This is a genomic window from Agrobacterium vacciniicorymbosi (assembly GCF_040427045.1).
Classification (GTDB): Bacteria; Pseudomonadota; Alphaproteobacteria; order Rhizobiales; family Rhizobiaceae; genus Agrobacterium.
In genome coordinates this window covers 1-20,510 of record NZ_JBETMF010000011.1, presented here as the reverse complement: position 1 = coordinate 20,510, position 20,510 = coordinate 1, and the positions used below count along the sequence as shown (strand labels likewise).

General features: G+C 56.6%; 16 protein-coding genes and 1 tRNA gene. 9 read left to right on the top strand and 8 right to left on the bottom strand.

The genetic code is table 11. The annotated features are described in order from the left end of the window. Nucleotides 1-270 precede the first annotated feature (270 nt). The 7 genes from ABUK73_RS17140 to pglB all read left to right on the top strand — a co-directional run bounded on the left by ABUK73_RS17140 (nucleotide 271) and on the right by pglB (nucleotide 7,931). On the top strand, nucleotides 271-1,572 hold the full coding sequence (locus ABUK73_RS17140) for an ABC transporter substrate-binding protein (protein ID WP_353578330.1): 1,302 nt from the start codon (nucleotides 271-273) through the stop codon (nucleotides 1,570-1,572). A 64-nt stretch (nucleotides 1,573-1,636) separates the two neighbouring features. Next, nucleotides 1,637-2,578, top strand: a complete 942-nt coding sequence (locus ABUK73_RS17135) for a carbohydrate ABC transporter permease (protein WP_353578329.1) — start codon at nucleotides 1,637-1,639, stop codon at nucleotides 2,576-2,578. Nucleotides 2,579-2,589: 11 nt separating this feature from the next. Then, entirely contained in the window at nucleotides 2,590-3,429 is an 840-nt protein-coding gene (locus ABUK73_RS17130) for a carbohydrate ABC transporter permease (RefSeq protein ID WP_353578328.1), read from the top strand. Nucleotides 3,430-3,466: 37 nt separating this feature from the next. Beyond that, entirely contained in the window at nucleotides 3,467-4,552 is a 1,086-nt protein-coding gene (locus ABUK73_RS17125; protein WP_353578327.1) for an ABC transporter ATP-binding protein, read from the top strand. Nucleotides 4,553-4,618: 66 nt separating this feature from the next. Further along, a complete protein-coding gene (locus tag ABUK73_RS17120) occupies nucleotides 4,619-5,494 on the top strand; it encodes an SMP-30/gluconolactonase/LRE family protein (protein WP_353578326.1) in 876 nt (291 codons plus the stop codon). A gap of 47 nt (nucleotides 5,495-5,541) precedes the next feature. Beyond that, entirely contained in the window at nucleotides 5,542-6,513 is a 972-nt protein-coding gene (locus ABUK73_RS17115; protein ID WP_353578325.1) for a mannonate dehydratase, read from the top strand. Between the two features lie 65 nt (nucleotides 6,514-6,578). Next, a complete protein-coding gene (pglB, locus tag ABUK73_RS17110; protein ID WP_353578324.1) occupies nucleotides 6,579-7,931 on the top strand; it encodes a polygalacturonase PglB in 1,353 nt (450 codons plus the stop codon). 21 nt (nucleotides 7,932-7,952) lie between these two features. On the opposite strand, the gene ABUK73_RS17105 is transcribed toward pglB, so the two are convergent. The 4 genes from ABUK73_RS17105 to ABUK73_RS17090 form a co-directional block, all read right to left on the bottom strand. After that, on the bottom strand, nucleotides 7,953-9,089 hold the full coding sequence (locus ABUK73_RS17105) for an alpha/beta hydrolase (RefSeq protein WP_353578323.1): 1,137 nt from the start codon (nucleotides 9,087-9,089) through the stop codon (nucleotides 7,953-7,955). Nucleotides 9,090-9,156: 67 nt separating this feature from the next. Next, nucleotides 9,157-12,231: an efflux RND transporter permease subunit gene (locus ABUK73_RS17100; protein ID WP_353578322.1), complete on the bottom strand. Its 3,075-nt coding sequence runs from the start codon at nucleotides 12,229-12,231 to the stop codon at nucleotides 9,157-9,159. Next, nucleotides 12,228-13,313, bottom strand: coding sequence for an efflux RND transporter periplasmic adaptor subunit (locus tag ABUK73_RS17095; RefSeq protein ID WP_353578321.1), 1,086 nt, complete (start codon nucleotides 13,311-13,313; stop codon nucleotides 12,228-12,230). Before ABUK73_RS17095 ends, ABUK73_RS17100 begins: the two co-directional genes overlap by 4 nt. Then, nucleotides 13,310-14,383 carry an efflux RND transporter periplasmic adaptor subunit gene (locus tag ABUK73_RS17090; protein ID WP_353578320.1) on the bottom strand — a complete coding sequence of 358 codons (1,074 nt, stop codon included), beginning with the start codon at nucleotides 14,381-14,383 and terminating at the stop codon, nucleotides 13,310-13,312. The genes ABUK73_RS17095 and ABUK73_RS17090 overlap by 4 nt, the downstream gene beginning before the upstream one ends. A 109-nt stretch (nucleotides 14,384-14,492) precedes the next feature. On the opposite strand from ABUK73_RS17090, the gene ABUK73_RS17085 reads away from it, so the two are divergent. Together ABUK73_RS17085 and ABUK73_RS17080 are read left to right on the top strand one after the other, a co-directional pair. Then, nucleotides 14,493-15,116, top strand: coding sequence for a TetR/AcrR family transcriptional regulator (locus ABUK73_RS17085; protein WP_353578319.1), 624 nt, complete (start codon nucleotides 14,493-14,495; stop codon nucleotides 15,114-15,116). Between the two features lie 334 nt (nucleotides 15,117-15,450). Continuing rightward, nucleotides 15,451-17,016: a DUF1963 domain-containing protein gene (locus ABUK73_RS17080; RefSeq protein WP_353578318.1), complete on the top strand. Its 1,566-nt coding sequence runs from the start codon at nucleotides 15,451-15,453 to the stop codon at nucleotides 17,014-17,016. A gap of 153 nt (nucleotides 17,017-17,169) precedes the next feature. Here the strand turns inward: ABUK73_RS17080 and ABUK73_RS17075 are convergent, their stop codons facing one another. From ABUK73_RS17075 to ABUK73_RS17060, 4 genes are all read right to left on the bottom strand, one after another. Beyond that, nucleotides 17,170-17,568, bottom strand: coding sequence for a hypothetical protein (locus ABUK73_RS17075; protein WP_353578317.1), 399 nt, complete (start codon nucleotides 17,566-17,568; stop codon nucleotides 17,170-17,172). Between the two features lie 651 nt (nucleotides 17,569-18,219). After that, nucleotides 18,220-18,293 (bottom strand) — tRNA-Gln (locus tag ABUK73_RS17070). A 143-nt stretch (nucleotides 18,294-18,436) separates the two neighbouring features. Next, on the bottom strand, nucleotides 18,437-19,348 hold the full coding sequence (locus tag ABUK73_RS17065; RefSeq protein ID WP_353578469.1) for a dihydrodipicolinate synthase family protein: 912 nt from the start codon (nucleotides 19,346-19,348) through the stop codon (nucleotides 18,437-18,439). Nucleotides 19,349-19,356: 8 nt separating this feature from the next. Further along, nucleotides 19,357-20,070: a GntR family transcriptional regulator gene (locus ABUK73_RS17060; protein WP_353578316.1), complete on the bottom strand. Its 714-nt coding sequence runs from the start codon at nucleotides 20,068-20,070 to the stop codon at nucleotides 19,357-19,359. Nucleotides 20,071-20,510: the final 440 nt, after the last annotated feature.

The following is a 20,510-nucleotide window of genomic DNA, read 5'->3' as shown; positions in this document are numbered from 1 at the left end:
CGAGCGGTGACTTCGGTTCGCGGAGCTTTTTTAAGTTCGCTGTAGGCGGAAGTCCTATGATGCCAAGAAAATCCCTGATCGGCGCCAAAAGCCAACATCCGCTAGGTTTTTAGTCTGAAGCAATCATGTGAATTTGCTATAGCAAGAACCCCTAAAACATATATTAGCATATAAATTCCTTGTATCATCTTATCACTTGCGCTAACTCATCATGTGAGTTTGGGCTGATGCTGTCCGTGCGTTGCCCTGGGAGAAACTTGGGAGGCGTGAATGCATAGGAAGTCTTTAAAGGCGTTGCTGCTTGGCTGCGCTGTCATGTGTGCGGGTGTCGGTTCGGCGCAGTCTCAGACCATCAGTGTCTGGTCCAGACAAACGGATGAATCGCTCAGCGTTTTGAAAGCACTGACGGATGCGTTCACCGCAGAAACAGGCATCAAGGTCGAGACATTCAATACCGGCATTGATTTCGAGCAGCGGCTTGCGCGCGCTGCCGCCGGTCGCACGCTGCCGGATATCGTGTTGAACGATACGACGGCAATGGGCCAGATGCGGCAGATGGGTATTCTCGAAACCATTGATCCCGCCAAGATCGCAGGCAGTCAGGATGTGTCGCCCTCCGCCTGGGATGGTGCCAAGGCGAATGATGGCAAGACATATTCGGTGCCGTTTTCGGCGCAGTCCTTTGCCATGTTCATCCGCAAGGACTGGCGCGAAAGGCTGAACATGCCGCAGCCCAAGACCTGGGATGATGTGCGCAAGCTGGCCGAAGCCTTTACCAACAAAGACCCTGACGGCAATGGCAAGGCCGATACTTTCGGCATGGCTATCCCTGGATCGACAACGCGCGGCTACGCAAGCTGGTTCATGAGCAGCTTCATCTGGCAGGCGGGTGGCGATTACGTCAAACAGGCCCCGGATGGTTTCATTCCAACGCTGAATACGCCGCAGGTTGCTGAGGCGCTGACCTATGTGCGCGGCATGATCTGCGACAGGCTTGCTCAGCCGGGCGCCATCAACGCCACCACTGGCGATACGCTGCCGACCTTCCGCTCCGGCCAGACCGGTATCTTCATTTCGGGCCCGTATCACATTCCGCAGCTAGATGCCGAGCCCGGCAAGGATGTTGTCGAGGTGGTGATGATGCCTGCCGGTCCCGGCGGTATCGCCTCTCTGTCCGAGGGCACCAGCGCCTATCTGTTGAAGAGCGTGAAGGATGTTGATGCCGCCAACAAATTCCTTTCCTTCCTGATTTCACCGAAAGGTCAGGAAATCGCCATGGCGCAGGGGTCTGGCAAGACGCCGATCGTTCGTTTGCCTGTTAATACCAAGGTTGACGTCAATGCGGTTCGCAATGACCCGCGCTGGATGGTCTTCAAGGAAACCTTCGACAAATACGGCCACTATATGCCCGCCGTTCCAAACTGGACGGCGATCCGCACGGTTACCGGTGAAGGCTTCAACCGTATTCTGGCGCAGTGCGATGCCGATGTGGCGAAGGAACTGGAAGCCCTGAATACCCAGGTTGCGACAGAATTGAGCGGGCAGAACGCCCTTTCCGCTTCCAAGCAATAATGGCTTCCTTGCGTCTCTGCACATGCAGAGGCGCAACGGCAAAGCCTTGTCTTTTGAGGTGAACATGTCCGCCACACCACAGACATCAGCTGTTGGAACAGTTACTCGTCCAACCGGTGCCAAGCGCCGTCGCTCCCGGAAACGTCTTGGCGCAACATTGACGCCATGGCTGTTTCTGGCGCCCGCGCTGATCATTTTCACATGGTTCAAGTTCTACCCGATGGTATCGGGCTTCTCCATGTCCTTCTATGATGTCCAGTTCTACTCGGATAGCAAATGGGTGGGCCTGGATAATTTCTACAGGGCATTCAACGACCTGGCCCTGCGTGCGGCCGTCATCCACACCACGATCTACGTCATCGTGGCAACGCTGTCGGCCTCTTTCATCGCCTTCTTTATGGCCTTGGCATTGGAAGGACCTGCACGACACCTTAGTATTATCCGTACGGCGGTTTTCCTGCCTGCCATCACCAGCGTGGCCATCATTGCGGAGATCTGGCGCATATTGTTCAATTCCGCCGATTACGGCTTGGTCAATTCGCTGATTGGCTTTTTCGGCATCGCGCCGCAAGGCTTTCTCAGCGATCCGAACCAGGCGCTTTGGGTTCTGATCCTCATGAGCGTCTGGAAAAGCGCACCCTATGACATGGTGATCTTCGTTGCCGGTCTCGTGGGTGTGAACCGGGAGCTTTACGATGCAGCCAGTGTGGATGGTGCGAGTGTGTGGCGCAAGCTTTGGCATGTGACGCTGCCGGGTATCATTCCTTCGATATCGGTCGTGTTGATGCTGTCCTTTATCCGTGGTTTCCGGGTGTTTGCCGAAGTCTACGCGACGACGGGCGGGGGCCCGGCCGGATCTACCTCCACCATCATGACGCATATCTACAAGGTGGGGTTTGAAGAGCTGAATTACGGCTACGCGTCTGCCGTCTCGCTCATGCTGCTGGTGTTCACGGTTCTGCTGACGCTGCTGCACATGACCATCAAATCCAGACTTACCCGTTGATGAGGCGATAGATGAAAACTCCCTTCTGGCTCACCGTGATCCGGTATGTTCTCTACGCGGTCCTGCTCATTGTTTTCGTGGGTCCGTTCTGGGGCGCGCTTGTGACGGCCTTCAGCGGCGTCAGCCTGAAGCCGGGCGAATTGACGCTGATTCCGCACAGCCCGACGCTGGAGAATTTTCGCATCGCCATCTTCGATATGAAGGTCTGGCGCTACCTCACCAACTCCGTCATCGTCGTTATTGTCGGCACTGCTTTGCAGGTCACAGTCAGTGCGCTGGCCGCTTATGCGCTTGCCCGCAAGAAATTCCGGGGTGCGGCTGTCGTCAGCCTGCTCATTTTGTGCACGCTCATGCTGCCCGAAGAGGTCATCGCCATTCCGCTCTATCTGGTGATGCAGAAGGAACTGCCTGTTATCAACGTCTCCATCTACAACACCTATTTGGCGATGATCTTGCCGGTCGTCGGCTGGGCGTTCTCGATCTTCATGCTAACGGAGTTCATGCGGGCCATTCCGCTCGAACTCGAAGAGGCCGCGCGCATCGATGGTGCGAGTGAGTGGCAGATTTTCTACCGTGTCATTCTTCCTCTGGTCCGGCCAGCGCTGGGCACCGTTCTGATCTTCGGCTTCATCATGATCTGGGATCAGTATCTGCTGCCGCTGATCGTGGTCAACGACAAGGATTTGATGACGCTGCCGGTCGCGCTCGGGTCTCTGCGCGTGGACGATACGATCACGCCAAACATTCTCGTGGCGGCAACGCTTGTGGCTATGGCGCCCAGCGTCATCGTCTACCTCCTGCTCCAGCGGCAATTCAATCGCGGCATCATGGCAGGCGCAGTCAAAGGCTAATTGCGCCCTGTGCGCCACATTATTTTAGGAGGAAAACATGGGTGCAGTTTCACTCAGGAACGTTTCCAAGTCGTTCGGTGCGGTTGATGTCATCAAGGATGTGTCGATAGACATCGAAGACGGCGAGTTCTGCGTTTTGATCGGACCAAGCGGTTCTGGAAAATCCACGCTTCTGCGCATCATCGCGGGGCTGGAAGAGGCGAGCGATGGCACAATCCAGATCGGTCAGCGAGACGTGACCGACCTTGAGCCCAAGGAGCGCGATATCGCCATGGTGTTCCAAAGCTATGCGCTTTACCCGCAAATGACGGTGCGTGAAAATATGAGTTTCGCGCTGCGACTGGCGAAACGTCCCAAGGATGAGATCAAGCAGAAGATCGATGAGGTGGCGCAGATGCTCGACCTCGGCAAACTGCTGGATCGTCTGCCGAAGGAACTGTCAGGCGGCCAGCGTCAGCGCGTTGCCATGGGACGTGCCATTGTCCGCAACCCTGCGGTCTTTCTCTTCGATGAGCCCTTGTCCAACCTCGATGCCAAGCTGCGCAGCCAGGTGCGCGGCGAAATCCGCGATCTTCATCACAAGTGGAACACGACGTCGGTTTATGTAACCCATGATCAGGTGGAAGCCATGACCATGGGGCAGAAGATCGTCGTTCTGCGCGATGGTCGGGTGGAACAGGCGGGAACACCGCTCGAGCTTTACGATCTTCCAAACAGTGTTTTCGTTGCCAGCTTCATCGGTTCGCCAGCAATCAATCTGGTAAAGGCCAAAGTCAGCGCAGATGCGGCAAGCCTGCTGTTGCAGGATGGCAAGAGCCAGTTGCCGATGCCGGGACGCTATCCAAATGCCGCAGGACGACAAGTCGTGGTTGGGGTGCGGCCGGAATATTTGGAAATCGTGCCGCGTGACAGCGCGGGCGCGTTACCAGCCACCGTGCATGCCGTGGAAACAACGGGCTCGGATACGACCGTCATTTGCGACAGCCCCGTCGGCCAAATTCTCGTTTCCTCCAAAAGCCGCAGTTCTCTGCATCTTGGGGAAGAGGTCGCTCTGAAGATTGCTGATGGAAAAGCCTTGCTTTTCGATGGTGAGACGGAGCAGCGTCTGGTGCCTGCATCCTAGCTGTTAGAGGCGCACATGCATGAAGCGGAATGTGACGATATGACAAGACAAGGCGCATCTGTTTACATGGCTGAAAGGGTTGCCCAACCCGACTGCACCGTGGGTGAGACGCCTGTCTGGGAGCCTGAACATGGGCACGTGACATGGGTCGATTCACCCGGCGCCAGCCTTTACAGAATGACCTATCCTGCCGGGCTCATGGAGCGGTTCGATCTCCCGCTCAAGGTCGGAGCTCTTGCCCTGCATCTCGGCGGCGGGTTCATCGCCTCCACGGAACGTGGTTTTGCCAAACTCGATGTCATCGATGGCAAGGTCGTTATCGACGTAGACACAGGGCCTGAACTCAAGGCCGGTTGGCGCATGAATGATGGGGCCTGCGATAGACAGGGCCGTTTCTGGTCTGGCTCGATGGCACCGGACACATCCGCGCCGGGTGCATTCGGCACACTTTTCAGCATCGGTACTGGCGGCGAGGTTCTGGAGAGGGGCGGCAGCTTCCGTACCCAGAACGGCCTTGCCTGGAGCCCGGACGGGCTTTCCATGTATGTCTCGGATTCGAACACGCTCAATCCCTATGTCATGGTCCATGATTTCGATCCCGCCTCGGGGCAATTCCAGAATGGGCGGCTGTTTGCGGATCGGGCAACATTGGGCGGACGTCCCGATGGCGCCGCGATGGATGTCGATGGCTGCTACTGGATTTCGGCGAGCGATAGTGGCCGGGTGCTGCGCATGACGCCGGATGGGCGCATCGATGCCGAAATCCATGTCGATGTGCCAAACCCGACGAATATCTGTTTTATCGGAGCGGATTTGAGAACCGCTTTTATCACGACACTCAAGGCGAATGGCACAGGGCCGGGCGGGGACGTTTACGTGGTTCAGCTTCCTTTTCAGGGCCTGACAGAACCGCGCTACGATCCCGGGTCTTTCGACCCTTAAGGCGCTGACGTTCGACTGATTCATGAATTCCAAACGGAGCAATGCAGATGTATCTCGGAACACAAATCCCCGCCCGCCATGACGATGACTACAGGGTGATGAAGCAGCTTGGTGTCAACAATATCTCGGCAACGCCGCCGGGGGATTGGCGCAGCTGGGATCGACCGACGCTGGAAGCCTTCCGTGAGAAGATCGAGAGCTTTGGGCTGATCCTCGATATGACGCAGCTGCCTATGCCATCCACGCGCGTCGATCGCGATGTTCCATGCAAGGATATCATGCTGGCAGGGCCTGAGCGCGATAGCCAGATCGACGGCATCTGCCGCCTGATTGAAAATTGCGCCGCCGCGGGCATTCCATCCGTGCGCTACAATTTCAACTATATCGGTATTCCGCGCACACCGATGGAGCCTGGCAGGGGTGGCTATATGGCGGAAGCCTTCCGGCTGGATCTGGCCAATCCCGATGAGCCGACCCCGCAGGGCATTGGCTCAATCGATGAAGATACGATCTGGGAGCGAGTGGATTATTTTCTGGAGCGGGTCGTGCCCGTTGCCGAAGCCGCCAATATCCGCCTTGCCTGCCATCCGCATGATCCCGCAACGCCACCCGGTTACATGGGCGTGACGCGCGTTCTGGGCTCTGTCGAGGGCATGAAGCGCTTTGTCAGCATGCATGAGAGCCCAGTCCACGGCCTCAATTTCTGCATCGGCACGCTGGGTGAGATGGTCGAGGATGTGTCTGAAGTGCCCGCCATCACCCGCTGGTTCGGTGAGCGTGGCAAGATCATGAACATCCATTACCGCAACATCGTCGGCAAACGCTATTCCTTCCGTGAAAGCTTCCCCGAGGATGGCGATATCGACATGCCAGCGGTTATCGATGCGCTGCGGGACACGGGTTACAAATACATGGTCATGCCGGACCACGCGCCGACGCTGTCGGGCGATAACCAGCAGCAGGTCGCATTCGCCTTCTGCTACGGCTACATCGCTGCGCTTTTGCAGACCCGTTGCTGATTTCAATGGCGGCCCGGTCAAAACGGGTCGCCTCAAAATCCTTTTCAGATAATCAGGTTGGAACCATGCCTTTCTCTCCCACCATTCGCATTGCGCCTCAGACAGAAGAGATCACCGGGAAGCTTCAATCGCTTTTCGATACGCATGAGGGACTTCTGCATATTGTGCTGGAGCCCGGTCTCCATCACTGCGGCGGTCTGCGCCTGCGCTCCAATCTCACGATTGAGATATTGGAGGGAGCGGAGCTGCATTTTATTCCGAGCTATGATGCCTATGCGCAAACCACTGTCGCCATTGTCGCCGAGGAAAGCAACCGGGCGATGATGACGGCGGTTGGGGCGGACAACATTGCGCTAATTGGCGGTGGGCGGATTTTTTGCGCGGGCTCGACGCGCTATACCCACGGCGATGATGGTGACATGGGCACGCTGGTTGCGTCACGCTATCGCCCGCGTATTCTGGTGCTGGATGGCTGCAATGACATCCGCATCGAAGGCCTTCGGATAGACGATTCGCCGATGTGGACCATGCATTTTGCGGGTTGCGAAAACATTCAGGTCAAGGGCGTTGCCGTCGATAACGACAGGCGCATGCCCAACACGGATGGTATCGTCATCGACGGCTGCCGCAATGTCGAGATTTTCGACAGCGTATTCCGCACCGCAGATGATGGCATCGTGCTGAAGACGACACGCCGCGAAGATGGATCGCTGACCGGTCCATGTGAGAATATCAACATCCGCAATTGCATCGTTGAAAGCCGTTCCTGCGCGCTGAAGCTCGGTACGGAAAGCTTTTCGCCGTTTCGCAATATTTCCTTCGAAGATGTTCGCATCGAAAAGTCCAATCGCGGCCTTGGTATCTTCTCGCGCGATGGCGGCCTGGTGGAGGGTATTCGCTTCGTGCGCATTTCCGTTGATTGCCATGAGACGCCTGCGGGCTTTTGGGGCTCCGGCGAAGCGATCACGATCACAGTTCTAGACAGGCGACCGGAAGAGTTTCCGGCGGGCACAGTCAGCAACGTTTTGATCGAGGATGTCACCGGCGTCATGGAAGGTGCGATCAACATGGTCTCGGAACATGAGGGCGGTATTTCCAACATCACCCTGCGGCGCATTTCGCTCGACCAGAAAGTCGGCCCTCTGAAAACCGGTCTTTGCTACGATATCCGCCCGACGATAGACGATCGTTTCGACCGCTTTCCCATCGGTGATAAAAGTGCGGGTCGCGTCAATGCCTGGCGTTTTGGACCTGATGGCAAGATTATCGGCCTCATTGACTATCCGAACGGCATCCCCGGAATTTTCACCAAAGGTGTGTCCGATCTCATCGTGGAAGACATCGAGATCACCAGACCCGATCCGCTGCCGGAGAACTGGAATGCGCAGGTTGTGGTGGTAACGGCAGCCTCCGCTTGAAAGCGCGGAGGCTGGCTTTCTTCACTGGCGTGCGATCTGCCCTGCCAGCTTGAACGGGCTTGCGACAGCAGCACCGGCGGCGTCGAAGACGAATGCGCCGATATTGCCGCCATTGCTGCGCATTTTTGTTTCAGCCTTGCTGAGATCGCCCGCGAACTTTGCAAGCGAAGCATAGCGGTCATGTCCCAGCCCGTCTGACGATTGCAGCGAGGAAATGTCGATCACCGTCAGGTGCTCGGCCTTCGCCGTGTTCTGAATGATCGGGTCGTGGATGTCGAGAAGCCCGACCCGCGGGCGCTCGCCGCCAACAAAGCTCGAAATGCTGAGCGCATTGTCTTCTTTCGATACCAGCAAGGTGATCGGATTGGGGATGCGACCAATGTCCTTGAGCTGCGACTGGAAGACATCGACGTCGATATCAGGCGCGGCAAGGATGATCTGAAGCTTTGCCAGCACGTCGTCGCGACCCTGAAGCTTCAGCTGCCGGGCGACTTCCATGGACAGAAAACCGCCCATGCTGTGGCCAAACACGATGACCCGCTTGACCTTGGGCGACTTCGTCAGCGCCGTCAAAAGCGCATCCAGCTCGGTGCGGGAATATAGAACCGCATCCTTATCCGCCACATATCCCGTGACGCTGGCAGCCGACGGCCACGAGAACATGATCGGCGGGCTGATCGTCTTGGCATCCGCTGCCATCTGCGCCGTGCGGAACAGAGCTTCCTGATAGGAGTAATTGTAGCCATGGACGAAGACGGCAACCGTGCCATCGAAATTGGCCGCACGCGTTGCCGCCAGCACCAGCCCGTCCTTCGATAGATTTTCACGGCCCGTCACCACAAATTGGCGCTTCGGGTCGGGCTGCTTTGCCGGATAGGTAATGGCCGCGCCTTTTCTATCCGGCGGGATAGAGAAGACGAAACGGTCGTAGTGAACTGCCGCCGCCCAGCGATTGCCGAAGGAGTTGTCTTTGCTCTGGTGATCGCGGTTGGTGACAGCCAGCACGCCGATGGTCTGAGCCGTGTCGTTCTTCAGCGCAACGGGCTTAAGGACGTCGGCCTCGGGACGAGACGCGCAGCCGGAAAGGGCAATTCCAATGGCGGCGATGGCGAGGGCAGAGCGAATGGTCCGGTCACCGCAGAAGGAAAAAAGAAACATTATACGCGTCGCTTTATAAATTAAGGGCGGGATGGGAGGGCGCGTTTCGCACCCTCCCTCTTATCAATCAGGCCGTTGCTGTCTCGTGGTCCGGTTCAGCGTCGTCCTCACGCGGAATTCTGAACCAGGCGACATAGAGAGCTGGCAAGAACAGAAGCGTGAGAACCGTACCGACCACAATACCGCCCATCATGGCATAGGCCATTGGTCCCCAGAAAACTTCCCGGGAGATGGGGATCAAGGCAAGCGTGGCTGCCGCTGCCGTCAACATTATGGGCCGCATACGATGCTCCGTGGCTTCGATCACCGCGCGCCAGGGCGATACGCCCTCGGTTCTGAGATGCTCGATCTGCACCACGAGGATGACCGAGTTTCGGATCAGAATGCCGATGAGAGCGAGGACACCGAGAATGGCGACGAAGCCCATAGGAGCATTGCTGAGAAGTAGCGCGGCGACGACACCGATCAGAGCAAGCGGTGCAACAGCGAAGACGAGGAACAATCTGCTGAAGCTCTGAAGCTGGAGCATCAGAATTGTCGCCATTGCCAGCAGCATCATCGGCGCAACAGCTGCAATTGGCCCCTGTGCATCCGCGCTGGATTCAACCGAGCCACCGATTTCCACCTTGTAACCAGCAGGGAGTGACGCCGTGAACTTTGCCACTTCCGGCTTCAGCTCCTCGACAATCGTTGCCGGTTGCGTGGAGCCGATGACGGCAGCCTTGACCGTAATCGTCGGGATACGGTCGCGGCGTCCGATCATGGGCTGTTCGAGCTCGTAACGGAACTTGGCGACTGCAGAAAGCGGAACGGATTTTCCATTCGAACCCGCCAACTGCAGGTTCTTCAGCGTTTCGATAGAACCACGCTCGACATCTTCGGCGCGACCAATAACGTCGATGAGATAGATATCGTCCCTGATCTGGGTGCTGGACGTACCTTCGACGATATCATTCAGCAGGGTCGCGATATCCTGAGAAGAAACGCCAAGCTGCCGCGCCTTGTCCTGTAACACATCCACCTTCACGACGCGCGATGGCTCGTTCCAGTCATAGGTCATGTTGGTCAGCAGCGGATTGGCATTGACGATGGTTCCGAACTGCTGGGCGAACTGACGCACTTTCTGCACGTCCGGACCACTTACGCGGTATTGCACGGGCTTACCCACCGGTGGGCCGATATCGAGCAGTTTGACGAAGGCATCGGTGCCGGGGAATGTTTTGGTGAGATAGGCCTGAAGGTCGCTGCGAAGACGGTTTCTTGCCTCCAGATCCTTGGCCACGATGACATTCTGGCCAAACCAGCTGGCTGGGCTTTGAACGTCATAGGAAAGGATGAAACGAGGCGCGCCTTCACCGACATAGGTCGACCAGTGGTCGATGTCCTTATTGCCGACGAGCTTGTCCTTTTCGAACTGCGCCATCTGCCTGTTGGTTTCGGCAATGGTGCTGTTCTGTGGCAGGCTCCAGTCCACGATGAGTTCGACGCGGTCGGATGCCGGGAAGAACTGCTGCTGCACCAGACCGAGGCCACCCAGAGACAGGGCGAAAATGACGACCGTTGTGGCAATCGTAATCCACCGCCACCGCATGGCAAGACGCAGCAGCCACGCAAAACCTTTGGCCGTGCGGCTCTTCTGCTCATGATGCGATTTCATCGTTTTTGGCAGGATGACCACGCCCAGGAGAGGCGTGAAGACCACGGCCACGATCCAAGACACGACGAGCGACACCGCGATGACGACGAAGAGCGTGAAAGTGAACTCACCAGCCGCACTGCTGTTGAGGCCAATCGGGATAAAGCCTGCGACGGTGACAAGCGTGCCCGTCAGCATCGGAAAGGCCGTCGAGGTATAGACGTAGGTGGCGGCCTTTCGCAGGCTGTCTCCTACTTCCAATCGCGAGACCATCATTTCCACCGCGATCATGGCGTCGTCCACGAGAAGGCCAAGCGCGATGATGAGTGCACCGAGCGAAATACGCTGCAGCGATATGCCGGTATATTCCATGAAGACGAAGGTGATGGCCAGAACGAGCGGGATGGAGATCGCAACGACCAGACCCGCCCTTACACCCAGGCTTATGAAGCTGATGGCAAGAACGATGACGATGGCCTCGAACAAGGCGGTCGTGAACCCGGATACGGCCTCTTCAACCACCGCCGGCTGATCGGACACGCGTTCTACCGTGACGCCAATTGGCAGGTCTGCAACGACACGCTTCATCTCGGCATCGAGATTTTCACCGAATGTCAGCAGGTTCGCACCGGGCGTCATGCCGATGGCCAGACCGATTGCCGGTTGACCCTTGAAGCGGAAGAGGGAAGACGGCGGATCGACATATCCGCGCTTGATGGTCGCGACATCCGTGAGTGGGAAATATCGGTCATTGACCCGAAGATTGATCGACTTCAGGCTTTCCTCAGACGAAAATGCCCCACCCACTCTCAGTGCAATACGCTCAGGACCAGCATCCACGAAGCCGGATTGGGTCACCGAGTTCTGTGCCTGAAGCGTGTCGATAATGCTTTGGCGATCAAGCCCCAGTGCTGCAATCTTGCGCGTTGAAAACTCGAGATAGACGACCTCATCCTGTTCGCCGATGATATCGATCTTACCAGCGTCCGGAACGGTCAGCAGCTTTGCGCGGGCGTCTTCTACCAGATCACGCAATTGCCGCTGAGACACGCCATCCGAGGTAAAGGCGTAGATGTTGCCGTAAACATCACCGAATGTGTCGTTGAACGAGGGTCCAAGCACACCGCTTGGCAGATCGCCCTTGATGTCGTTGACCATGTTGCGGACGCGGATCCAGTTGCCGGCAACATCCTTCGCCTTGGTCGTGGGAAGAAGTTCGACATAGATCGTCGTCTGGCCCGCCTTGGTTTCACTGCGGGTGTAATCGAGCGCGTCTAGCTCTTCGAGCTTCTTCTCGATTCTGTCGGTGACCTGTTTCGTGACCTCTTCGGCAGAGGCACCGGGCCACTGCGCGTTGATGATCATCGTTTTGATCGTAAAGGATGGGTCTTCTTCACGTCCGAGATTGAGGTAGGAGAAGGTACCCGCCAGAATAAAGACGATCATGAAGTACCAGACGAGCGAACGGTGCTCGAGCGCCCAGTCGGAAAGATTGAACGATTTCACTGGGCAGTCTCCTGATCGATGCGAACGGCCTGGCCGTCTTTGAGTTGGTTGACACCCGCGACCGCGATGCGGTCACCCGGGTTGACGCCATCGGCAATCACCACCAGGTCGCCAATCGTCGAGCCTTCGTCGATGGTGACGTCTCGCGACGAAACCTTGCCTGCCTTGTCATCAACGACCCAGACAGAGGTTTTCGAGCCGTCTTTTTTGATTGCCGATGCCGGAAGACGGATGACGGGATGCGAGGTGGTCGCGGCGCTGGCGGTGATGACTGCGCCAAGGCGCAGCGCCTCCGGCGGGTCGATCAGCGTCAGTTTCGTTCTGCGGGTACGTGTCGCATCGTCTGCTTCAGGCGCGACTTCGCGAACGAGCCCCTTGGCGCGGATATCCGGGTCCAGTTGCAGTGAGACGTTGAATTCCGAGCCTTGCTTCAAAAGCGCGCCTCCGGCTTCCGGCACGTCGATAACGGCATCCCGTTCTTCCGGCCGCGCAACGGTCACGACGCTTTGGCCTGCGGAAACGACCTGGCCGACTTCAGCGGAGGTGGTGGTGACGACACCATCGAACTCTGCCCGCAGCTGGGAGTAACCCAGCTGTTCCTCGGCCTTATCGAGATTGGCCTTGGCCTTGTTCAGATTGGCCTCGGCGGTAACGCGTTCCTGCTGCGCAGTTTCGAAAGTGGATTTCGCCGCAGACTGCCGTTCGAACAGCGTCTGCTGGCGCTGCTCGTTGGTGACTGCATTGGCAAGTTGCGCCTGTGCATTGGACACATCAGACTGCGAACTTCTGACAGCAAGCTCCAGGGCGAGCGGGTCTATTGCGGCAAGCACATCGCCCTTTTTGACGATATCCCCGACCTGCACATTGCGAGCGACGATTTGCCCGAGAACGCGAAATCCGAATTCTGTTTCTATGCGTGCGTTGACTGTGCCGGGCAAAGTCAACGTTGCCTCGGGCATGAGTTCGGCTACCACAGACAACACGGGCCGCGGCTTTTCAGCAGCGGTTTCCTCCTGCTTCTGGCAGGAAACGAGAAAGGTCGTGGCCAGCATCAGCGCCACAACGGTCTTGTACGATTTCATTGAGCCGCTCCTTCGTATGCCACGACTTCGCCAGCGGTGAGGAATTTGGTGCCATCGACAACGACAGTTTCACCTTCGGACAGGCCGGAATGGACTGAAAAACGCTCGTTGACGTAGTTGCCAACTTCGATTTTGCGCAGCGATACTGAGCCGCTCTTTGGATCGATGATCCATACGGCTGGCTGGCCGGAAACCGATGCCATGGCAGACCAAGGCAGTTGAATGGTATCAACGGGCTTGTAATGCGCAGTCGCGACAACGGCACTTCCAAGCCGAACCGCCGCTGCCGCATCAAGTGAAAGCTTCACGCGGATTGTGCCCTTCGTGGTGTCGAGTGTCGGTGAAATTTCGCGCACCGTTGCCTTGATCGGGTCTCCACCGGAAAGCATCTTGACGAACACATCGTCCTGAAGCTCGCCTCCCAGAAGCATGGACTCATCGACGTTGATGACGGCATCGCGAGGGCCATCATGCGCCAGCGTGAAGACCAGCTGCGCAGCCTGTGCAACCTGACCGACTTCCGCGTTGCGTGCCGTGATAATACCGTCGGAATCCGCTTTCAGCTCAGTCTGGTCGAGAGCATCCCGGGCCGTTTCCACCTGCGCCTGGGCGGACTGAACCGTACCCTGGCCGGTGAGCAATGTTTCCTGCGCCTGATCCAGCGCGGCCCTTGTCGTCACGCCTGTGTTGAACAGGCTCTGCTGGCGGTCGAATGCCTGCTGAGCCTGAGTCTGCTGGGCCTGCGCGGATTGGAGAGTAGCCAAGGCCACTTCCAGGTCCGCCTTCTGCTCTTCAGGATCGATGCGGGCCAGAACCTGTCCATTGGTCACATGCTGGCCAATGTCGACAAGCCGCTCGGTAATACGGCCGCTGACCCGGAAGGAAAGGTCGGACTGAACGCGCGCACTGATTTCCCCAGTCGTCGAAACGGCCTCAGCCACCTTTACGGTGTGAACCTTGACCGTCTCGACGTGCCGGGGAGATTTCTCTTCTGTTTCTTTATCTGGGGTGCAGGCGGAAAGACCTGCAAGGGATATCGCCATAAGGGCGGGTAAAGCGAGACGTCTCATGCATTGCCTCTTGAACCGTGATGAAACCGTGATACATTTGACTTACCGGACAGTCAATGAAATTGTTTGCTGCGATATTCGCCGCGGGCAAAATGGTTAAGGATCGCATATGAAACGGCTGACACGCGCCGAACAGAAGGCACTTCGGCCCACGCAAATTCTGGAAGCAGCCTTTGAAGAATTTGTCGAACATGGCTTCACCGCAGCACGGGTGGAAGATATCGCCGAGAGAGTAGGGGTAACCAAGGGAACGGTCTATGTCTACTTCCCTACAAAAGAAGAGCTTTTTGCGGCAATGATCCGCCACATCGCCGCCCCGATCGATGATCTGGCGAAAGAAAGCCAGCACCTGCAGGGCAACGGTGCCGAGCGGCTGAAGGAGCTGCTGCTTTTGCTCTACGAAGGCTTGCTGAAAGACCGGCGCCTGCGCCAGATATTGAGATTCGTCATATCCGAGGGCACACGCTTCCCGCAGGTGATCGACACGCACCGCGACGAGCTGATTGAGCCATTGCTCATTCGCATCCAAACCATTCTCGATGAAGGAATAGAAGCAGGCGAGTTCATAACCGGCCCCCGAGCAACCGCCCGCATCATCTTCGCCCCTGTCGTGGCCATGGCCGTAGAAACCCTCATCCACGGCGACCGCCGCGAACTGGATATCCCCAGCTTCATGGAAGCGCATCTTGATCTGGTGATGGGGAGTTTATTGGTCAGCAATCGTGTGCGCTGAGATGTTGGTGAGCCAGATGGCGAAGCAAAGGCTCGCCGTCTGGTGTCCCTGCGTATGTTAGATGAGCGCAGGTTTAGGGAGCAAATGAGATGCTCTGGTCTTCTGGGCAAGGCCCTAAAACCGAACGTGCCGCGCGGATTTGGCAATCAATCGATTTGACCGTTGTGTGCTCCTATCCGGTTAGGCTCCGTCGCCTTGGCTTCGCCGGACTGATGACGTCATGTCCGCTCATTGTCAGAACCTGCCGCGACCGCATCACGGCATTTGCGGCCATTGCGCAGGTTTCTGATCTGGTCGAGTATCGAAGTGGCTACGTACATGTTGGGATTATCATATGAAGCTGGTCGAAACGCCGGAATTCTCGATTGAAGCAAATCCGATGTTTGAAAATGTCCGCGTCTTTGCAGGATCAATCGGATTTCGCCGTCATCCGGAGACGGTGTTCTCGCCACAGATGAGCGTATGGTCTTCCAAGCGTGAGAGAAAATCGCCCGAAAAATGGTTCGGCGAACGCCTTACAGACGACGGCGGCAAGATCGTAGAGCGAAAGGCTGTCACCTTCGCGGGCATGACGGGCGAGATGAGCAAGGTAAAGGATCGTCTGCAAGATTGGGAGACGAAGGAAAGACGTGACTGGTACCGCCTGCGCGTCCTTTTGGTATCGGCCGATGGTTCCAGATGGTATCACGCCACCGCCATGGTCAGTGCACCTGACCTCACCGAGATCGAGACTGATTTTGAGCGTCTGCTGGGATCCATCCGCCTCAAGCTCGAAGGCAGTGCGGCGGACGAACCAAGAGCTGTGGCGGACGCCGAGCGGGCAGCCGTCCTTGAAAGACTGAAGGACAACATGGAGCGGGTGTCAGCCATTCGCATGCAGCAAAGCCATGAGCAACGGCGCATTGAAAATGCAGCGGCGGCGAAGGCGCCCGTGGCCAGTATCGAGGAGCGCTTCAATGAGGCGGTGGCTGACGCTGGGTTACAGGATAAGCGTGACGCCCTACGCCTGATCGTCATGCCAACGGTTAGCATGGTTGAATTCGATGCCGCTGACGGCAACATCGCTGGACTGAGCCGCATCGGCGGTGGTCCTGACCTGTCTGCCGACATGGATTGGCCGCGCGACGACAACGGCTTGCACCTCAATTATCTTGCCCAGATCAATCTCGCTGACGTGCCCGATCGCCCGGAAGCGCTACCGGAATCCGGGCTGATCTCCTTCTTTACTGGAACGGAGTACTCGGACTGGCGCGTCCTCTACACACCGGCGGACGCCACTCTCGAGCCCTATACGCTGCCGGAAGACGCGATGGACACGGCAATCTCGGTATCGCAGATGATCGTCTGGGATAGCGACCTCAAGCGATTTGTTCCGAACGGGCAGGCCGTTGATGGACTATCGGTTCGTGTTGACGAGGCAGGCCGCATGACATTCACGCGCGACGGCGCAACTGTGAGGGCCTTTGCCTCCGAATACGAATTCAGCCGCTCGGCGCAGGCCCTGCGCTTCGAACGCTCTCTAAGCGCTCCCTTCGGCCAGCTAGGTGAGAAGAACAACCCGAAAAAATATGCAGATCTCGGTATCGAAGACCCATCGGATTTTGCCATCGCGATTGGTGAGCGCTTTAAAATCGGAGATGGCCCACAGCACCAGATGTTTGGCATAAGCGGCGTTCGCGATCTTCCTGCGATCCAGAAAATGGCAGCGAACCATGCCGCACGAAACGATTGGTCAGATATATCCGCGCCAGATGGCTGGTTTATCCTCATCAAGCTCGCATCCGGAGGCGAAGCAGATTTCAGCTTCGGCGACCACGGCGACTACATTTTTATGGTCCATCGGAAGGATGCAGCGCGAGCCGATTTCTCGAGGGTCTACGCCTTTGTCGACTCCGGTTGAGAAAGAGGGATCAGAACCTTGATCCATCGCTCAAGGTGCAATCGCGATATTATATGTCGAACGTCCAACTAGGGCCAACAAGGGGCGAACGGCCTTAACAAAGGCGGGGTGCTTGCCGAGTTATTATACCGATAACCGCTCACGGCGATGCCTTCAGATGGCTTTATCGAAGGCGTCTGCCTCACCTTCCGTTGCAAAGGTGAATGTCACTCGTTCACTGTCATCGTCCTGACGGATGCCAACTGCAGTCACAATCAACCGAGCGATCTCATCCTGTGCGTCACTTCCAGACCGGAATGCATTCACCGTTTTCTCAATGGCCGGTGCGAAGACTTCGCTGATGACACCGAGACGCATGTTGTGTTTCATGATGATATCCCGGTCCTCGATGATCGCTGCCTGCTCAGCTTTCGGGATTCCGGCATTGTCCATTGCGGTGATCGTGGCATTCGTCGCAAGCCTGATCGGACCCTCGTTAAGCCAGCGGTCAACCATCTGATGGAACTGGCGCATACGCGCAGCGGGAATAACTTTTTCTACGGTAATCGACATCTGCGTTCCTTTGTCAGCTTACATGCATGCCTATACAAGCCCCCAACAAACGGGACCGGTTATAGCGAACATGAACAACTTGCTTGAGCAGGGTGTATGAATTCAAGCAACAAGGTTCAATACATTTGTGTGAATGTCGGCTCTGCCGAGGAGGAGGGGCTAGGGCAAAACGATGATGTTGGTCGGCCACACGCGGTTTGGGTTGACTGACATCGTGACGGAAACACACCATTAGCAGACATGAACTGCTTCGAAGTTGACAGCTGGAATGGGCGCGCAAGCGGACCGCCAGGTTTACGTGCGGCCACGCCATGTTCCAAAGGCGTATATACGAAGTGGGCATTCCCTCTTGTTGAGATTACCCATCAGTCCACCCGTCCAGCGTTACATCGGAAAGTCTTTTGGGACGTAGCCGACCCCATCCTATCCATCAGGGGCTGCTGGCCTTCTAGCGCGGCACAATGGGAATGACGTGGCCGTTGGCGAATTCGCCATATTGAAGCTACAGAAAGCGTCGGCATTTCAAGTTACGAAAATCAAACCCTCATACGCTGCTCATCTGATGCGATGTTGATGAGAGCTACATAAAGCAGCACGCTTCGAGGTGAGCGGTCGCCCTTAAGGCTTTGATATAAGGGGGAGAAAAGAGATTGGCTGGGGAACCTGGATTCGAACCAAGATTAACGGAGTCAGAGTCCGTCGTTCTACCGTTGAACTATTCCCCAACGCAACCGAAGTGGTCTGTGCCGCTTCGTTAGCGCGTCATATAAATGATTTGTCTCGCTATGCAAGTCGAAAAATGCGGTTGCGAGACGATATTATAGCTTGGCGCTTATTTCTTGATCCGGGGAGGGAAGCGTCCTGCCGCTCAAGCGGCAACTGGTGCCTCTCTTTTTACCCGCTCGACAATCTCTTTCAGTTCAGCCCGTTCTGCATCGTTCAGTTTCTCCACCCCGGGAACGCGAACCGGGCCGACGTTGGTGCCGAGCATGCCGATGGCTTCCTTGACGACAGTGACATTGGCACCGTTGAGATATTTCGTGCGCATGGCTTCGAAGCCGGCGATGCCGTCTATCAATTCGCGAGCCGCTCTATAGTCGCTAGCTTCCAGCGCGCGATGAATGGCGTGCGAACGTTCTGGAAAGACATTGACCAATCCGGATGTGAACCCGCGTGCGCCCATCGCATAGAATGCCGGAGCCCAACCCTCTGCCAAACCGCAGACCCAAATTGCGGGGGCGTCTTTCGTGGCGCGGATGACTTCTGCCAGTAGCATGAGGTTGCTGGAGGCGAATTTGATGCCTGCAATATTCTGATGAAGCGCCAGCTTGCGAAAATCTGCAACAGAAAAGCTGTCGCTACGCACATAGGCTATGACGGGGACGGTGGAAGACTCCGCCAGCTCCAGAAAATATTTTGCCTGGTAACTCGGCCCCGCAAACGGGTCCATGGGATGATGTCCCATGATGGCGTCGGCACCTTCGGCAATCGCATCACGCGCCAAGGCCTTGGCTTCCGTCAGCGAACGGCCGACGGCCGCGCTGACCAGCGAGGCGCCTGCCGCAGCCTTTATGGTTGTCTGATGAACCAGACGCACCTCTTCCATCGACAGGGTGAAGAACTCCCCCGTATTGCCTGCCGCCATAAGATTGTGAACGCCAGCGTCTGCGAGACCCTTGATCAAGGTCGATAAGATCGATGTATCGACACTCCCATCCGCGGCGTAGGGTGTGACTGGCACGCCTGAAATACCCGTCAGTGCCTTGCGCACCTTTTCCATAGATGTGTTCACTCTGGTTCTCCTCCCAGTTTTTTGAAAATAATGCTTAGATACGTGTCGCCTGACCTCACGACGTGATCGCGCATGGCTCTTTCGGCCTCATCACTTTGGCCCGAGATGATTGCCGTGGCGATGTCTGTGTGTTCGGCGAGTGCTTTTGCCCGTTCTGAAGGGTCTGAATGAATGACGCGACGAATTCCCGCGTCGTAGAAGCGTTGGCGCTCGATCATTCGTGAAAGGTACTGGCACCTGGAGGCGACGTGAATTTGATCGTGAAAAGTCTCATTAAGCGCGATGAGTTCATCCGCTGCCGCGTCAGTGGTCGCAATCCGCATCTGCTCGATCGTATGCTGTAAAGCTTCAACTGCATTTTGCTGTAACCGTTTCGCAGCGAGCCGAGCGATCATGGACTCCAGAGCTGCCCGGGCAAGGATAGTCTCCTCGGCCCAGCTCTCATTGAACCGAATAACGACTCCGCGCCGGGCAAGCGTCTCTACCAAACCTTCTGCCTCCAACTGACGGAGGGCCTCCTTGATCGGCGTGGTGCTCACACCAAGTTGCTCTGCAAGTTGGCGTTCGTTCACGCGTTCATCAGGCGAAAAGCGTCCTGAGAGAATGGCTGTTCTCAGCGTCCGGTGCACATGGTCACGAAGTGTCGTCAGAAGCTGCGGATCGAGCCGTGCAATACGATCATCCAAGGCTGATGGCTGAATTGGGGCCAATGCAACAGTTCCTCACATCAGAAGTGATATTGATATCTGATATATCAGATAAGTTCAGTTATTGACAAGGACGTGGTGGCGCTCAAATCCAGAGCCGTTTTGGAAACGGCTTTTCAGTCTGCTTGATTGGCTAAAGATAAAGAGCACACTTGCTACGAGTGGCCTTTCGTCCATGCAAGGATATGAACTTTAGCTAGAAAGGCCGTCGCGAGGGGCGACTTGCTAAATCCTATTATTGGGAGCCCATTGCCGGGAGGTTCGGCATGCAATTTCGGCGGGATTTGATGGGCGATTCCCCTGAAACACGAAATTACCCCAATATCTCAAACACTTACCACTTTTCTGTAATTTCTTCAAAGTGCCCTGTTGACTTGTTTCGGGTGTGTCCTCTATAAGTCCGCTCACTGACGAGGGCGGCGGCGCTGCTAGCGACGATGTCC